Annotated in this window: 15 protein-coding genes; 1 reads left to right on the top strand and 14 read right to left on the bottom strand. The window is 71.0% G+C overall.

Going from position 1 to position 15,271, the window contains the following annotated elements; translation table 11 throughout:
• Window positions 1-5 precede the first annotated feature (5 nt).
• Window positions 6-416 carry a cupin domain-containing protein gene (locus QF032_RS01665; protein WP_306955534.1) on the top strand — a complete coding sequence of 137 codons (411 nt, stop codon included), beginning with the start codon at window positions 6-8 and terminating at the stop codon, window positions 414-416.
• Between the two features lie 76 nt (window positions 417-492).
• On the opposite strand, the gene QF032_RS01660 is transcribed toward QF032_RS01665, so the two are convergent.
• The 14 genes from QF032_RS01660 to QF032_RS01595 all read right to left on the bottom strand — a co-directional run bounded on the left by QF032_RS01660 (window position 493) and on the right by QF032_RS01595 (window position 14,943).
• Window positions 493-1,389 carry a LysR family transcriptional regulator gene (locus QF032_RS01660; RefSeq protein ID WP_307054556.1) on the bottom strand — a complete coding sequence of 299 codons (897 nt, stop codon included), beginning with the start codon at window positions 1,387-1,389 and terminating at the stop codon, window positions 493-495.
• Entirely contained in the window at window positions 1,386-1,994 is a 609-nt protein-coding gene (leuD, locus tag QF032_RS01655) for a 3-isopropylmalate dehydratase small subunit (RefSeq protein ID WP_307039331.1), read from the bottom strand. Before leuD ends, QF032_RS01660 begins: the two co-directional genes overlap by 4 nt.
• Before the next feature lie 23 nt (window positions 1,995-2,017).
• Window positions 2,018-3,418, bottom strand: a complete 1,401-nt coding sequence (gene leuC, locus QF032_RS01650; protein ID WP_307054554.1) for a 3-isopropylmalate dehydratase large subunit — start codon at window positions 3,416-3,418, stop codon at window positions 2,018-2,020.
• 370 nt (window positions 3,419-3,788) lie between these two features.
• Window positions 3,789-4,829, bottom strand: coding sequence for a TauD/TfdA family dioxygenase (locus tag QF032_RS01645; protein ID WP_307054552.1), 1,041 nt, complete (start codon window positions 4,827-4,829; stop codon window positions 3,789-3,791).
• Between the two features lie 5 nt (window positions 4,830-4,834).
• Window positions 4,835-5,974: an amino acid kinase family protein gene (locus QF032_RS01640; protein ID WP_307054551.1), complete on the bottom strand. Its 1,140-nt coding sequence runs from the start codon at window positions 5,972-5,974 to the stop codon at window positions 4,835-4,837.
• Window positions 5,971-7,014 carry an aspartate-semialdehyde dehydrogenase gene (locus QF032_RS01635; RefSeq protein ID WP_307054549.1) on the bottom strand — a complete coding sequence of 348 codons (1,044 nt, stop codon included), beginning with the start codon at window positions 7,012-7,014 and terminating at the stop codon, window positions 5,971-5,973. Before QF032_RS01635 ends, QF032_RS01640 begins: the two co-directional genes overlap by 4 nt.
• Window positions 7,011-8,003, bottom strand: a complete 993-nt coding sequence (locus QF032_RS01630) for a DMT family transporter (RefSeq protein ID WP_306955543.1) — start codon at window positions 8,001-8,003, stop codon at window positions 7,011-7,013. Before QF032_RS01630 ends, QF032_RS01635 begins: the two co-directional genes overlap by 4 nt.
• 38 nt (window positions 8,004-8,041) lie before the next feature.
• Entirely contained in the window at window positions 8,042-8,980 is a 939-nt protein-coding gene (locus QF032_RS01625) for a transporter substrate-binding domain-containing protein (RefSeq protein ID WP_307054547.1), read from the bottom strand.
• Between the two features lie 127 nt (window positions 8,981-9,107).
• Window positions 9,108-10,445, bottom strand: a complete 1,338-nt coding sequence (locus tag QF032_RS01620; protein WP_307054545.1) for a methylaspartate mutase — start codon at window positions 10,443-10,445, stop codon at window positions 9,108-9,110.
• Window positions 10,442-10,894, bottom strand: coding sequence for a cobalamin B12-binding domain-containing protein (locus QF032_RS01615; RefSeq protein WP_307049859.1), 453 nt, complete (start codon window positions 10,892-10,894; stop codon window positions 10,442-10,444). Before QF032_RS01615 ends, QF032_RS01620 begins: the two co-directional genes overlap by 4 nt.
• 207 nt (window positions 10,895-11,101) lie before the next feature.
• Complete coding sequence (locus QF032_RS01610) at window positions 11,102-12,001, bottom strand: LysR family transcriptional regulator (RefSeq protein ID WP_307039317.1); 900 nt, start codon at window positions 11,999-12,001, stop codon at window positions 11,102-11,104.
• 516 nt (window positions 12,002-12,517) lie between these two features.
• Window positions 12,518-13,081 carry a CGNR zinc finger domain-containing protein gene (locus QF032_RS01605; protein ID WP_307039315.1) on the bottom strand — a complete coding sequence of 188 codons (564 nt, stop codon included), beginning with the start codon at window positions 13,079-13,081 and terminating at the stop codon, window positions 12,518-12,520.
• 176 nt (window positions 13,082-13,257) lie between these two features.
• Complete coding sequence (locus tag QF032_RS01600) at window positions 13,258-13,686, bottom strand: hypothetical protein (RefSeq protein ID WP_307054544.1); 429 nt, start codon at window positions 13,684-13,686, stop codon at window positions 13,258-13,260.
• A 189-nt stretch (window positions 13,687-13,875) separates the two neighbouring features.
• A complete protein-coding gene (locus QF032_RS01595; protein ID WP_307054542.1) occupies window positions 13,876-14,943 on the bottom strand; it encodes an alpha/beta fold hydrolase in 1,068 nt (355 codons plus the stop codon).
• Between the last annotated feature and the right edge of the window lie 328 nt (window positions 14,944-15,271).

The raw sequence follows: 15,271 nt of genomic DNA, 5'->3' as shown, positions 1-15,271 counted from the left end.
TCCCGATGTCCGTCGTCACCCGTTCCGCCGTCCCCGCCGCCTCGCCCCAGAAGCGCGAAGTGACCGTCCTGCGCGACGTCTTCGACCCCGTCGGACTGGACGCCCTGCCCTGGGAGCGCTGGGAGGAACCCGGTCGCGCCGGCGTCGACGTGCACCGCCTCTACCTGACCGACGGCCCCGACCCGGGCGCCGCGATGATCACCCGCATGGCTCCCGGGGCCCACGGCGACCTGCACGAACACCTGGGCCACGAGGTGATCCTCGTTCTGGAAGGGGAGCTCCTCAACGACAACGGCGACTGCTACCGCACCGGCGACCTCGTCGTCGAGCGGCCCGGGAGCGTCCACCAGGTCAGCACGGAGACCGGCTGCACCGTGCTCGGCGTCCGGCACGCGCCGACCCGCCTCGTGACCTGACCCCCCGCTCGGCGGCCGCGAACTGCGCGGTCCCGATCCCGGCGGCCCCGAGCCCTGCGGCCCGCGCGGACCACGGCTACACGGCAACGGGAAGCCTCCTCCAGTCGCTGCGCAGCGCCAGGGTGCGCGCCGCGTGCACGAACGCCCCCACCACCGGGGACTCCTCGGCGCCCGGACGCGTACCGATGCCCAGGTGCCGTACCACCGCCGGGGACAGCGGCACCAGCCGCACCTCCGGCAGCGCGGGCGGCAGGGCCAGCCAGGGAATGACGGTCGTGCCGAGCCCGGCGGAGACCATCGCGAGCAGCGCGTTGATGTCCCGCACCTGATGGGTGACCTCGGGCTCGAGACCGGCCGTGCGGAACGCGGCGCGGACCATCGTCTCGACCCCGCCCACCGGCATCAGGAACGGCTCCCCGGCCAGCTCGGCGATGCGCAACTCCGGCCGGGGGGACAGCGGATGGTGCACCGGCAGCACCGCGAACATCTCGTCCTGCAGCAACGGCGCAGTGACCAGGCCCCGCTTGGGCAGCGACACGATGCCGAGATCGATGCCGCGGGTGCGCAGCCACTGGGCGATCTGCGCGTCGCCGCCCTCACGCAACTCGATCCGCAGGCGCGGATATCGCATGTGCAGCTCCGACATCAGCGCCGGAAGCAGCCGTGCCGCGAAACTCTGACTGGTGCCGATCCGCAAGGTGCCCTCGGGTTCGGCGTCCGTGCCGCGCACCGCCCGTCGCACCCGGTCCGCCTGCGCCACCACGCCCCGCGCGGGCTCCAGGGCACGGCGTCCGGCATCGGTGAGTTCCACGCCGGAGCGGTCCCGCACCATCAGCGTCACCCCCAGCTCGCTCTCCAGGCCGGCGATGGCGTGACTGACGGCGGACTGACTGACGCCCAGCGCACGCGCGGCGTTGGTGAACGTTCCGGTGTCGGCGATCGCGACGAACGCCGCGCACTGGTTGAGCTTCACGACGCCACCGTCACCGCGGGGCGCGTCACCGGCAGCGCGGGCCGGCGTCCGGCCTCGTAGCGGGCGATGTCCGCCTCGTGCCGCAGGGTGTCGGCGATGGCGTCCAGGCCGCCCAGCAGCCTGCGCCGTACTTCCGGGTCGATGTCGAAGGCCTGGACGAGGCCGGCGCACCGCACCTCCCGGCGCTCCAGGTCGACGGTGACCCCGATGCGCGGATCGTTCTCCGTCAGCTCCCACAGCCGCTCCACCGTCTCCGCCGGCACGACGACCGTGAGCAGGCCGTTCATCAGCGCGTTGCCACGGAAGATGTCACCGAAGCGAGGGGCGAGAACGGCCCGGAACCCGAAGTCCCGCAAGGCCCATACGGCGTACTCGCGCGACGAACCCGTGCCGAAGTCCTGACCGGCCACCAGAACGCTGGCGCCCGCCCGCTCGGGCCGGTCCAGGACGAAGCCGGAACCGGCCCGCCAGTCGGCGAACAGCGCGTCCGCGTGCCCGGTGCGGCGGGTGCTCGCGCAGAACCGGGCGGGGATGATCTGGTCGGTGTCGACGTCGGTGCGGCGCAGTGGGACGGCCGTCCCGGTGTGCACGGTGAACTTCTCCATCGCGGGCCTTTCGTCTCACAGATTCACAGGTCGGTGGGGGAGGACAGGCGTCCGGTGACCGCGGTGGCCGCGGCCACCGCGGGCGACACGATGTGGGTGCGCGACCCGCGGCCCTGCCGCCCCTCGAAGTTGCGGTTGTTGGTGGAGGCGGCGCGCTGCCCCGGCAGCAGCCGGTCCTCGTTGAGAGCCGCGCACATCGAACAGCCCGCGCCTGCCCGGAAGTCGGCGCCCGCCTCGGCGAACACCCGGTCCAGGCCCTCCTCGACGGCCTGCCGCCGCACCCGCGCCGACCCGGGCACGATCATCATGTGCAGGCCGTCCGCCACCTTCCGGCCCCGCAGGACGTCCGCGGCGGCCCGCAGGTCCTCGATACGGCCGTTGGTGCACGACCCGAGGAACACGGTGTCCACGGCGACGTCCCGCAGCGCCGTCCCCGGCTCGAGATCCATGTAGGCCAGCGCCCGTCGTGCCGCGTCCCGCTGCGTGCCCGGCGCGAAGTCGCAGGGCGCGGGCACCCGCCCGTCCAGCGGCACGCTCTGCGCGGGATTGGTGCCCCACGACACGTACGGACTCAGGGTGCGCGCGTCCAGGGTGACGGCCTTGTCGAAGCGGGCGTCCGCGTCACCGGCCAGCGCACGCCAGTACGCGACCTCCCGCTCCCATTCGGCCCCGCGCGGCATCCCCGGGCAGCGGGCGAGGTAGGCGAAGGTCGTCTCGTCCGGCGCGACCGTCCCGGCACGCGACCCGGCCTCCACCGACATGTTGCACAAGGTCATCCGCGCCTCCATCGAGAGCGCCCGCACCGCCTCGCCGCGGTACTCGATGACGTGCCCCTGCCCGCCCGCCGTGCCCACCTCGGCGATCAGCGCGAGAACCAGGTCCTTGGCGCTCACGCCCGTCGGGAGGACACCGTCCACGGTCACGGACATCTGCCGGAGCGGCCGCATCGGCAGCGTCTGGGTGGCCAGCACATGCTCGACCTGACTCGACCCGATGCCGAACGCCAGGGCGCCGAACGCGCCGAGCGTGGTGGTGTGCGAGTCGCAGCACACCACCGTCATCCCCGGCCGCACCAGACCCAGTTCGGGCGCGATGACATGCACGATGCCCTGGTCCCGGTCCCCGAAGCGGTGCAGCGGAATCCCGAACTCGGCACAGTTGGAGCGCATCAGCTCCGCCTGCCGGCGGCCCTCACGATCCTTGATGACCCGGTCCAGCGCCAGCGTCGGGGTGTTGTGGTCCTCGGTGCCCACGGTCAGGTCCGGGCGGCGTACGGTACGGCCCGCCGCGCGCAGCCGGTCGAACGCCTGGGGCGTGTTCACCTCGTGCAGCAGCTGCAGATCGATGTACAGCAGATCGTCGCCGTCACCGGAGTGCCGCACGACATGGGCGTCCCACGTCTTCTGCGCCAGTGTCCTTCCCATGGTCTCCCTCACGTCGCTGCGGGCCGCTGCCCGACACGTCGATCATCGGGCGCGTGGACCCTGCAGGCACCGGTCCGCGGCTGGCCACGAGGGGCCTGACCGGTCCGGGCCATCCGGCGTCCCCGCGAGCCTTGGCCGCCCCGGACCGCCCCGCCCCGGCCTGCCCGCCCCGGCCTGCCCGCCCCGCCCTGGCCTGCCCGGCCGCCGGTGGTCCCCGGGCGGAGGTGTCCCGCCGCCCGACGGCGGGTCCGGGCGGACGAGAGCCCCGTGCCCCGCCGAGGGTCGCTCGGCGTGACACGGGGCTCTCCAGAGGCCCGGCGCGCCACCGGATCTCCGCGGTGACGCGGGGCGGTCGGGACCGGGCGGCCGGTCAGTAGTGCACCCGGCGGTTGTCCTCGGTGACCCGGTAGCGCACGTTCCACAGGCTGCGGCGCACGTAGGTCCGCTGCAGCCAGCGGTCCCTGCCGTCGTAGCGGGCGGCGAACGTGGATCGCGCGTGCACCCCCTTGCGGTTGTTGATGAGCAGGGCCTGCCCGGGGCGCAGCCTGACACTGTGCGCGACCTCGCCGCACACCGTCTGCAGGGTGTCCATCGCCGCGCGGGCTCCGCTGGTCAGCGGGTGCACCCCGTTGGCGGAGATCGCGATCTCGGGATAGTCGGTGTGACCGCTGATCAGCGGCACCGGCTCCGACAGCACGTCCAGGCCGCCGGCGACGTCGCGGACGTAGCTGCCCGGGGCGTTGAGCCGGAACAGCGGACTGCGCAGTGTCTCCAGGATCTCGGGCGGGAGCGCGGCCGACACGTCACGGGCGTCGGCGTAGTAGGTGCCGGCGACGCCCTCGTGGTCGGCACGCAGGCAGGACAGCACCAGGAAGTCGGGGTTGGCGACGTCGTAACGGCCGATCACGTCGTGCATGATGTCGCTGTGGAAGTTGAGGAAGACCTCGGAACCCTGGTTCGTCTGGGTCCGTGAGCCCCCGGCGACGGGGATGACGTCGTGGATCAGCTGTCCCGCCTTCTCCGTCAGCACCCCCATCGGCTCCCCGAGCAGACCACTGAGCCCGAGCAGTACGCCCTCGGCGACGAACGACCGCTTCTCGGCGCTGGGTCCGCCGTCGGACGGCGTGTCCGGCATCACCGGGTCCACCGGAAGGTTGCTGACGAGGCTGACTCCCGGTGTGTCGATGTGCCGGCCGAAGTCCAGGACCTGTTGCAGCAGTTCGGTCGGCAGCGTCGCGAAGATCTGCAGCAGCCGGGCGGACGAGCGGTCGATGTCGACGTTCGGATCGGGCAGGCCGCGCAGCTGTTCGCCGAGTGCGTCCCGTACCGCGTCGGGCAGGGCGATCTCACTGAAGGTCGGTGTGGCGGCGCCGGCCGGGGCGGGCACACCGTGGTCGGTGGTGGCGGTCATGGGGTTCACACTCCTTGCAGCTCGAGCAGTGGCGCGTTCGGATCGGTGCCCGCGCCGGGACGGTTCACGTGGTCGTGCAGACGCTGCGTCAGATGCAGCGCGTCCTCCTCGTCGGCCGCCAGCTGGGTCACCACCTGGCTGCCGCGCACCGCGGTCACCGGCACCCCGGCGTACTCGCCGGGCGTCAGACCGTTGCGCCGCTGGAACTCCGGCAGGTCCACGAAACCCCCGGTGACCGCGACCAGCGGCCCCGCCGTCAGACGTACCACGTCGATGTTGGCGCCGTGGAAGGCCGTGTACGCGCGGTCGGCCAGCTCCTCCGTCTCGTAACGCAGAGCCGCCGAACGCTGGTTGAGCACCACCGCCGCCACCGAGGATCCGGCGCTGCCGATGACCGAACCCGCGGGGAACGGCGGCCTGTTGTAACGGCAGACGATCTCGATCCGGTTGCGCTGCGCCAGCCGCACCGCCCGGCGGTGCAGCACCTTCGCGCCGTACAACGACATCAGCGCCGCCGTGTTGTACGAGACCTCGCTCAGCAGCCGCGATCCGCTGATCAGATGCGGGTCGGAACTGTAGATGCCGTCGACGTCCGAATGGATCTCGCAGCGCGGTGAACCGACCGCCGCCGCGACGGCCACCGCCGACAGATCCGAACTGTTCTTGCCCAGCCAGGTCGGCCGGCCCTCCTTGTCGGCGGCCTGGCCGCCCGGCACCACCACCACGTCGTGCGCACGCACGGCCGAGCGCAGCGGCTCAGGATCGGTGTGCTCCAGGCGGGCCCACATGAACGAGGAGTCGGTGGTGAGCCCCAGCTGGTGCCCCGCCAGCACCGTGGAGCTACGGCCCTGCCGGTGCAGAGCCGTCGCCAGCAACTGAGCGCCCACCGTGTCGGCCAGGGTCAGCAGGCCGGCGACGGTCTCGTCCTCGGGATGCGGGTTCACCTTGCTCAGACGGTCCCGGAACTGCTCGGTCTCACCGGGCCGGCCGCTCACCACGACCACCAGGCGGGTGTTCTCCTCCTCGACCCGCCGGGACAGCGCCTCGGCGAGTTGCCCGTACGCCGCCAGGGTCCGAAAACTGGACCCCCCGAACTTCACCACCGCGGGCGGCCGCTGCGAGGGGTCCAGCGGCGGTCGCGTCACAGGGTCCCCCGGGCTATGAGCTCCTCGGCGATCTGGACGGCGTTCAGCGCCGCGCCGATGGTGAGGTTGTCGGCGACCAGCCACAGCCAGAAGGCCCGCGGGTTGTTCGGGTTCACCCGGACCCGGCCGACGTGCACCCGGTACGGGTCGTCGATCGTGGCGGGAGTGGGGAACTCGTGCGGCGACCGGCGGTCGTGCACCGTCACCTCGGGCAGCGCGGCGAGCAGCTCCACCAGCTCGGCCCGGTCCACGACACCCTGCGTCTCGATCCACACGGCCTCCGAATGGCCGTTGACGACCGGCACCCGCACACACGTGGTGGTCACGTCCAGATGAGGCAGGCCGAGGATCTTGCGGGACTCCTGGAGCATCTTCTGCTCCTCCAGCGTGAAGCCCGAGTCCAGGAACCGGTCGATCTTGGGAATGACGTTGAAGGCGAGCGACGGCGAGAACTCCTTGCCGGGATACACCTCTTCGGGATGGTCCAGCGTCGCGCGGCTGGCCTCCCTCAGTTCCTCGACACCGGGATGCCCGAGCCCCGAAGCCGCCTGGTAGGTGCTGACCACGGCCTGGCGTACGCCGTAACGCCGCTCGACCCCGTCCAGCAGGCGCACCAGCGGGATCGTCGAGCAGTTCGGGTTGGCGATCACACCGGACCTCGGACGGGCGTCCAGCAGATGGGCGTTGACCTGCGGCACCACCAGCGGGGTGTCGGGGTCCATGCGGAAGGCGATCGTGTTGTCGATGACGACGGCGCCGGCCGCGGTGGCCCTGGGCACCCACTGCTCACTGGCCTCGGTGCCGGCGGAGAAGAAGGCCAGGTCGACTCCGGCGAAGTCGAACTCCTCCACCGCGTGCACCGGGTAGGCCACGCCGTCCACGCTCAGCTCCGTGCCGGCCGAGCGCGCCGACGCCACCAACCGGATGTCGCGGTAGCGCAGGCCCCGCTGTTCGATCAGTTCGATCAGGGTGTTGCCCACGGCGCCGGTGGCGCCGACGATCGCGATGCGCGGAGCCGTGGGGTCGGTCACGAGGGTCATCGAGTGCCTCCGGTCTTGATCTCGGTCCTGGACGCGGCCACCGCACCGGCGGCCGGTGCGGGCTCCTCGACGGGTGCGACGGGCGCCCGGCGGCCGGCGAAGGACCAGCCGAGGTTGATGCCCAGGCTCGCCGCCACGATCAGCGGGATGCCCAGGGCCTGCAGCAGACTCACGCTGTGCCCGTACACCGCCCAGTCCATGAGCATCGCGACCGCCGGGTACACGAACGCCAGGACGGCGATCTTCGGGGTCGGCAGCTTCTGGTACGCGGAGTACATCAGGACGTACATCACGCAGGTGTGGATCACTCCGAGGCCCACCAGCCAGCCCCAGTCGCCGCCGAGCCCCTTCATCTCGCCCAGCTGGGTGAACGGCAGCAGCAGGAAGATGCCCAGCACCAGCTGCACCAGCGCGACCAGATGCGGCCGCACCCCGGTGACCCGCTTGGTGATGACCGTCGAGATCCCGTAGAACACCGCGGCCAGCAGCGCGTATCCGAGGCCCGCCAGGTAGGCGCTGTCCCCGCTGCCGGTCAGGTCGGCCGCGGACACCCCCGCCACCAGGATCAGACCGACGAACGCCACACCCAGCCAGCCGAACTTCGCGGCCGTCAGCTTGTCCCGGAACAGCACGGCGCCGAGCAGCATCACGTAGAACGGCTGCGTGTGGTAGACGACGGTCGCCACCGAGATGGAGGTGTCCTCGTAGGACTCGAAGAGGAACGCCCAGTTGAAGACGATGAAGACACCGCCCAGGGCGGCCAGGCCCAGCTTCTTCGGGGTGAAGCCGTGGTTCTTGAAGAAGCCGCGCGCCAGGCAGTAGAGGCCGAGCGTGGCCGTGCCGAACAGGCAGCGGAAGAAGACCACGTTGAAGGGCGACGCGCCGGACTCGATGACGAAGACGCCGAGGGTGCCGGAGAGCACCATGGCGAGGGTCAGCTCGATCGCTCCCTTCGTCTCCGGGTTCGCCGGCCGGGTGTCAGTACTCATGGTGGGACGCCTTTCCAAGGAGGAGGGGGGAGTGGGGGTCAGTGGAGGGGGACGGCGTACTGCAGACCGCCTCGCGTGAACAGTTCGTTGAGCCCTCGCGGCACGTCCAGACCCGTGGCCGGCCCGAGGTTGCGGTCGTACACCTCCGCGTAGGTGCCGACGGCGGCCAGCACACGGGCCGCCCAGTCGTGGTCGAGGCCGACGGCCGGCCCATGGGCGCCCGCCGTCTCGGCGACCTGGGCCAGCGCCTTGTCCCGCTCGCCCACCTCGACGACGTGCTGCTCGGCGGAGACCAGCAGCAGCTGCACCCATCGGCACAGCCGGAACCAGGCCGGATCACCGTCGCGCACGGCGGCCGCCATCGGCTCGCGGGAGATCGCCTCGTCGAGGATCCGGTGCGCCGCCGGGTCGTCGAGCGCCGCCCGCTCCCCGGCCAGCGCGACCCGGTCCAGGACGTACGCGGCGCACTCACCCGCCGCGTACGCCGCGAGCGTCTCGGCCGGCGTGGCATGGGCGACCGGCTCGACGGCGAGACCCCGACCGCCGTACCAGGCCGCCAGGTTGGCCGCGCTGGTCGTACCCGCCTGCACGGCCACCCGCCGCCCCGCCAGCTGCTCGGGCCGGGTCACGCCACTGTCGGCGGGCACGAGGAACCCCTCACCGTCGTAGCAGGTGACGCCGGTGAACAGCACGGGCAGGGACGCCTCGCGGCCCAGCGTCCAGCTCACGTTGGCGACGGTCAGTTCCGCTTCGCCCCCGACGAGCCGCGTCAACCGGTCCGCGGGGTCGGACGGAACCCACTCGACCGCCTCACCGTCGCCCACCGCAGCGGCGGCCACGGCCCGGGCGACGTCGGTGTCCAGTCCGCACCAGCGGTTGTCGTCACCGCACAGGGACAACCCGCGGATTCCGCGGCTCACCACGGCGCGCAGGGCACCGCGTTCCCGCACCGCGTCAAGAGTGGGAGTGATGGTCACAGGACGCTCCTCGGACGAGAACGGACACCTAGGGCGAGACGGCCGAAAGCGCGGATCCGCGGACGGCGGACACGGCGCAGGGGCGGTGAGGGCAGGCCGATCCGGGCGGGTTCACCGGCGCTCGGCATCACGACACGCGCCTTCGCCCGGCGGGAGCCGCGTACTGCAACTGCCGCAGATGCCCCTGCGTCATCTGCTCACGGTCGAAACGCCGCTCGTTGAACCCGAGCATCGTCAGCAGGCCCCTCGCACTGACCGGCCGCCTGGAGGCGCCGCGTGCCACCCGCAGCGGCATCCGCCCCGGCTCCGCCCACTGCAGCATGCCCGCCGGATCGACGTAGGCCCGGGACTTGTTGGCGTTGTCCTGGTGGAGGCAGTACGGCACGTCCAGATGACCGCGGCCGAAAGCGCGCACCAACGCCTCGCCGACCGTGGGCGCCATCTCCAATGTGCTGTCCACGAGCAACCGCGCCTCCTCGTAGATGCCCGTGTCGGTCGCCACGGTCTCCGGCGCACGCTCCGCCTCGTCCCGCGCGATGGACGCCGCGAACTCCAGCGCGTCCACGTTCTCGGTGATCGTCGGGATGCGGTGCGCCTCCGCCGGCGTCTTCACGATCAGCCGCTCGCTGCCGGTGCGCACGGCGAGCCGCACACTCTCCTCGAGGATCCGGTACGACCCGACCGACGTGCGGGGGAAAACCCCCATGAACGTGTAGAGCACGACATGCCAGTCGGCCCGCGCCAGCCGCTCCCCGGCCAGCCGACGCAGCGCGGCGATCGCCTCCATGTCCTGCCCCGGATGTGTCTGCTGCGCGTAACTCAACGAGATGTCGCTCAGTCCGTGCTCCCGGAAGAACAACGCCTCCAGCACACTGAGCGCCACCAGCAGGCTCGGCGGGCACAACTGCCCCAGCATGCAGCCGCCGAAGCTCTCCAGATGCATCGGATCGGGCTGCGCCGCGATCAGTTCGCAGCACCGCGCCCAAGCCTTGACCGCCTCACTGATCGGCGCCCGGCTGTACGGCAGGCAGTACGACACCGGCCCGCCCTCGGTGGCGTCCACGCCGGCCTCCACCATCGCCCGGAACAGCGGGTACGGCAACGCCGAACCGTGACGCACCTGCACCGGGAAGTCCGGCCCCGACACCGAACCCAGTAACTCCCGGGTGGCCTCGGGTCCGTGGGCGACCAACGGGAACCCGTTCAGCTCGGCCCCGGTGCGCAGCGCCTGGCGGGCGGAGTCGTGGTCGTTGACACGGGTGTAGCTGTCCAGCGTGATCGTGCCGATGGCCGTGGCGTGGGCTCCCCGCACGCCCAGCAGCCCTTCGCGCATGGTGGCCAGGTCCGCGAACCCCATGCGGGGCTGCACCACCAGCCGGCCTCGGGCATGCGCCCCCCGGACGTGGCGCGAGAAGCGTCCCCGCGCGGGCGCGTACCGCTCGGGGATCCTCGCGAGGCTGCTCATGCGGCCGCCCCCGCCGGCTCCAGAGCGGGGCGCTCGGCGCTGTCGAGCGACCCCAGGAAGTCCTGGAAGGCGTCGATCCCGCCGTCCGCCTCGAACACCGCGTCGAAGCCGTTGAGCGCCAACTCCTCGGCGAACACGATGTTCTCCGCGCCCCGTACCCCGAGCTTCCCCCCGATCACCACCCGCAGGTCCGCCAGCTCCGGCTCACTGCGGATACGGCGGATGAGGCGGAGGCCGTCGAGGTGACCGTGCCCGTTGACCGTGCTGATGACGAGCGCGTCCGGCCGCGACCTTCGGCACTCCTCGATGATGAGGTCGTCGGGCACGCAGGCGCCGAGATTGGTGACCTGCGCACCCTGCTCCTCCAACAGCAGCTGGAGGAAAACCAGATTCCACATGTGGGCATCGGACGAAACGCTCGACACGACAAACCGTTTAGCCGGGAGCATGACCTGTGCGGACATAAGAACTCTCCTTGCCGTATTACTGGGACTGCACAACATTCTTCATGCCGCCCGAGAAGGAAGTCCAGAAATCCCATTCGGCTCTGTAGATGACCATTATCGACTTCATCGATCGATAAAGCCGATACGTTCATACGCAGCATGCAGACCGCTCATGAAATCCCGGCACGTCACCGTTTCTCGCGGATGCCGTCAGGACTCCTGGTACTCCCGGCTCAGGAATTCGATGACCTGCTCCACGAACACCCGGCGCTCCCGCGACAGCTGCGCCCCCTTGCGCCACGCCAGCTGGGTGAACAGCTCGAAGGGCGGCTCCCACGCCAGCGGCACCAGCGTCCCGGCCGACAGCTCCTGACCGACCGTCATCCGTGGCAGCAGACTGATCCCGAGACCGGCGCCGACACCGCGCTTGATGGCTTCGATGTTGCCGAACTCCAGGAACGGCACCGGCTCGCCCGTGCCGTCGTTGAGCTCCGCCTCCAGCAACTCCCGGTAGGCGCACCCCGCCTCCGGGGCCAGCACCGACTCCTGCCGCAGATCGTCGGTCTCCACCTTCGTCGCCCCGGCGAGGCGATGCCCCGGCGACGCCACCACGACCAGCGGCTCCACGCCGAGAACCTCGCTGTGCACCCCGGAGTGCTGCGTCTCGGCCTCCATCAGGAAGCCCGCGTCGAACAGCCCCTGACGCAGCGAGTGCAGCGTCTCCGCGCACAGGCTCGGTCGCAGCGCGATCTGCAGCCGGGGGTAGCGGTGGTGGAAGTACTCCAGCACCGGCGGCATCCGGTAGGAGGTGATGCTCTCCATGGTGCCGATGGTCAGCACGCCCTCGGGCTGCGCGTCCGGGGACGCGGCGCCCCGTGCCTCGTCCGCCAGGGCCAGCATCTGTCCCGCGTAGGGCAGCAGCCGCGTCCCCGCCGGGGTCAGCTTCACCTTGCCCCCGAACCGCTCGAACAGCTCGCCCCCCAGGGACACTTCAAGGCTCTGGATCTGTGCGGTCACCGAGGACTGCGCGTAGTTCAGCTCGGCCGCGGCCCGGGTGAAGCTCCCCAGCGCGGCCACGCGGTGAAAGGTTCGGAGTTGCCGGATGTCCATTTTGGTCTCTCCCGGAGGGGCTCGACGGAGGCGACCCGCAGTGGTCGACACCCTTGAGCCTGCCGACCGTTCCCCTCCCCTTGGAAGAACCTCCACCTGGCACACAGTGCCCACGACACCAATGTGCCGGACCCCGGCTCCGGGTTGTGGAGATGACCGCGGCGCGGGGGAGGGGCCATCGCCGGAACCTGGTCCTCCGGGCGTCGGCGCCCGCCGTTCCTCCGCTCGACTGCATCGTCCACCCGTTCTGGGGGGCGGACGACGACTGTGCGATCCGGCGACGCGGATTCGCCCTGCCGGTGAATTGCCGAACCCGTCACCCGTTTCGCGCCGGCGTCGAACCGGCCGATTTCGCACCGGTCGACTCATCGCCGGGCGCGCGACGAGACAGGCGCGGGTTCCGAGAATTCTGCCGGTCCGCGTGCGGGCTGTGGCGGTCCGCACGCGGCAGTCCGCACATGGTGAGCCCGTGGAGACGGCCGTCCCGATCGTGGAGGACGGCACCCGGTCGCGGAGTCAGTGCGTGGTCGCCGCGGGCGTGGATTTCCTGCGCGCACGGTAGGCGGCCGCCTTGATCTTGTTGCCGCAGGAATCCATGCCGCACCACTGCCGGCGCATGCCGCGCGAGCGATCGATGTAGACGCGGGTGCACTCGGGGTTGCCGCACTCCTTCATCAGCGGGACGTCGGGGCCGCTGAGCAGTTCCACGGCCAGCCGGGCCACGGTGGCCAGCGCCTGCCCGGGGGTGGCGTCGGTGTGCCGCCCCGCCAGGGTGAGCTGGGGTGTCGCGGGGGTCGTACGTGCGACGGCGTTGACAACGGCCAGTGACCCCCGGTCGAAGTTTTCGCGGAGGCGACGGTTGGTGACCAGCCGGTACACGGCCTCGCGCAGGACGATCGCCTCGCGGACGTCGTCCTCGTCCGCCGGGGGGATCACGTCGACGAGCCCTGATTCCAGGTACCAGGCATTGAGCCGCTCCGGCGTCGCGAACATCTCGAAACGGGTCGAGCGCCGGGCCCTCAGGGTGGCCGCGAAGTCGAGGACAGGATGTCCGCACACGAAGACGTGATCAAGATTCACGTCACCATTCTGACGGGTGACCGTCCGGTGGGCAAGTACCCCGTGCCCGCTCGGGCGGCGGCCGCCTCCGGCCGGAGCTCGCCGCCCTGCCTCCGTGCGGGGCACGACGGCCGGCCGGCCGGACCGACTCCGCCTGTCGCGATGCGGCCCGTCGGGCTGCCGTCAGGCTCGGGGCGTCATCGTGCTTGCAGGGGCCCGGCGAGCGACTTGCGCAGGGACGCCGGAGCGACGACCGGCAGCAGCGCTGCCAGCAACCTGCCCTTGAGCGTGCCGGGCAGGCGCGTCAGCTCCACGTCCACCCGGGTGCCGTCCGCCTCGGCCGTCGTCCGGAACACCCAGCCGCCGCCGGCTCCGAAGAGCCTGGAGTCGAGAGTGGTGGCGGTGACGGTGTCGCCGTCCGGTTCCCACTCGTAGCGCGCCCGCTCCCAGGCGGCGGCCGTTCCCTCGGTGACCTCGGCCCAGGTGTCTCCGAGTCCGTGCACCTCGAAGTGGTCGGCGTCGATGGTGGGCCAGATGCGGGCGCGCGAGGGGCTGAAGTCGGTCAGGACGCCGAGCACCCCCTTCGGGTCGAGGGCGGAGGTGAAGTGGAGGCGTACGACTGTCATGGGGATTCCTCACTGATGCGTGACTGCTCCGGCCGGTGACGTGAGATTTCCGTGGCTTGCGTCACCAGTCAAGGAGGTGACGCACGGCCGGGATCGCGTCGCCGGCTCCGTGGGCCCGGTCTTGCCGGCCCGGGCGCCCTTCCCGCACTCCGGTGTGCGGGAACGGCGGTCGTGGGTAGGTGTGGTGGCTCAGAGGTGGTCGGCGTCCACGATTGCCTGCGCGAACGCGCTGGGCGCTTCCTGTGGCACGTTGTGTCCGACGTTCGCGAGGGTGCGGTGGTCGTAGCGGCCGGTGAAGTGGTGGCGGTAGGCGGAGCCGTCGCCTGGCGGGGTGAAAGGGTCCAGGGCCGCGTCGAGCGCGAGGGTGGGGACACTGATGGGGGGCTGGGCGGAGAGCTGCCTCTCGTAACGGTCGTAGCGCCGTTCTCCCTCCACGAGGCCGATGCGCCAGCGGTAGTTGAAGAGGACGACGGCGGCGTAGTCGGGGTTCGTGAAGGCCTCGGCGGTGCGTTGGTAGGTGGCGTCGTCGAAAGCCCAGTTGGGGGAGACGAGCGTCCACACGTAGCGGCACAGTGCGATGCGCTCGGTGGGGTTCTCCATGGCCTTCTTGCCGCGATCGCCGGCGAAGTACCACTGGTACCACCAGTTGTGCTCGACGGCGGGAGCGGCGGGCTCCAGCTGCGCCTTGCGGTCGGTGATGAGGTATCCGCCGGTGGACAACAGGGCTTTGACGCGTTCCGGCCACAGGGCGGCGATGATGTCGGCGGTCCGCGAACCCCAGTCGAAGCCCGCGAGCACGGCCTTGTCGATCTTCAGTGAGTCCATGAAGGCGACGATGTCCAGGGCGACTGCGGACTGCTCCGCGGTGCGCGGGGTGTGCCGGGAGAGGAAGCGGGTGTCGCCGTGACCGCGGAGATACGGCACGAGGACGCGATAGCCCCGGTCGGCGAGGATCGGGGCGACGTCGACGAAGCTGTGAATGTCGTAGGGCCAGCCGTGCAGGCAGATGACGACGGGTCCGTGGGCAGGCCCGGCCTCGGCGTAGGCGATCTCCAGCAGCCCCGCCCTGACGTACTTGAGCGCACTGAAGCCGATGTGGGTTCCGTGGGTGACGGCGGACACGGCGGGAACGGTCATGCCGCGCGTCCTGGCCGGCGTGGTCGCGGCGGAGGCGTTGCTCGGCAGACCTGACAGTGAGACCGCTGCCGCGCCGGTGCCCAGTCCGGCGGTCTTGCCGAAAGTGCGCCTGTTGAACATCTGTACCCCTTCGTCGCGCCGCTGCGGATGGCCAGGGGCCGATGCGCCGGGGGCCGACGCACCCCGTACCGATGACGGTTTTGCTCCGGACGTCGACGGCTCGGACGGTATGCGGTCTCCGGGGCCCTGGATACGACGACACTCGCACGGCATTCATCACCAGTCAAACAGGTGACGTAGATTGTCTGCCGAAGCAGTGCTGGGGACGTTGTGTCGCGTCCTTGAAGGCATGAGTCAGAGAACTCCCTGAGTGTCACCGGCTTGACAGGTGACGATTGCTGCGTCCACGCTGGTGGCCGAGCGAAGCGCCGGGGTGATGCGGCCCCGA

It is taken from the genome of Streptomyces achromogenes, from assembly GCF_030816715.1.
GTDB lineage: Bacteria > Actinomycetota > Actinomycetes > Streptomycetales > Streptomycetaceae > Streptomyces > Streptomyces achromogenes_A.
This window is presented reverse-complemented; position numbering and strand designations above follow the sequence as displayed.

What these genes read in the sequence shown, in the direction of transcription:
- leuC (WP_307054554.1), bottom strand. Translation starts at nt 3,418, where the DNA reads ATGGGAAGGACACTGGCGCAGAAGACGTGGGACGCCCATGTCGTGCGG.
- leuD (WP_307039331.1), bottom strand. Translation starts at nt 1,994, where the DNA reads ATGGAGAAGTTCACCGTGCACACCGGGACGGCCGTCCCACTGCGCCGC.
- QF032_RS01645 (WP_307054552.1), bottom strand. Translation starts at nt 4,829, where the DNA reads ATGACCGCCACCACCGACCACGGTGTGCCCGCCCCGGCCGGCGCCGCC.
- QF032_RS01635 (WP_307054549.1), bottom strand. Translation starts at nt 7,014, where the DNA reads ATGACCCTCGTGACCGACCCCACGGCTCCGCGCATCGCGATCGTCGGC.
- QF032_RS01615 (WP_307049859.1), bottom strand. Translation starts at nt 10,894, where the DNA reads ATGCTCCCGGCTAAACGGTTTGTCGTGTCGAGCGTTTCGTCCGATGCC.
- QF032_RS01600 (WP_307054544.1), bottom strand. Translation starts at nt 13,686, where the DNA reads ATGACAGTCGTACGCCTCCACTTCACCTCCGCCCTCGACCCGAAGGGG.
- QF032_RS01665 (WP_306955534.1), top strand. Translation starts at nt 6, where the DNA reads ATGTCCGTCGTCACCCGTTCCGCCGTCCCCGCCGCCTCGCCCCAGAAG.
- QF032_RS01595 (WP_307054542.1), bottom strand. Translation starts at nt 14,943, where the DNA reads ATGTTCAACAGGCGCACTTTCGGCAAGACCGCCGGACTGGGCACCGGC.
- QF032_RS01610 (WP_307039317.1), bottom strand. Translation starts at nt 12,001, where the DNA reads ATGGACATCCGGCAACTCCGAACCTTTCACCGCGTGGCCGCGCTGGGG.
- QF032_RS01620 (WP_307054545.1), bottom strand. Translation starts at nt 10,445, where the DNA reads ATGAGCAGCCTCGCGAGGATCCCCGAGCGGTACGCGCCCGCGCGGGGA.
- QF032_RS01630 (WP_306955543.1), bottom strand. Translation starts at nt 8,003, where the DNA reads ATGAGTACTGACACCCGGCCGGCGAACCCGGAGACGAAGGGAGCGATC.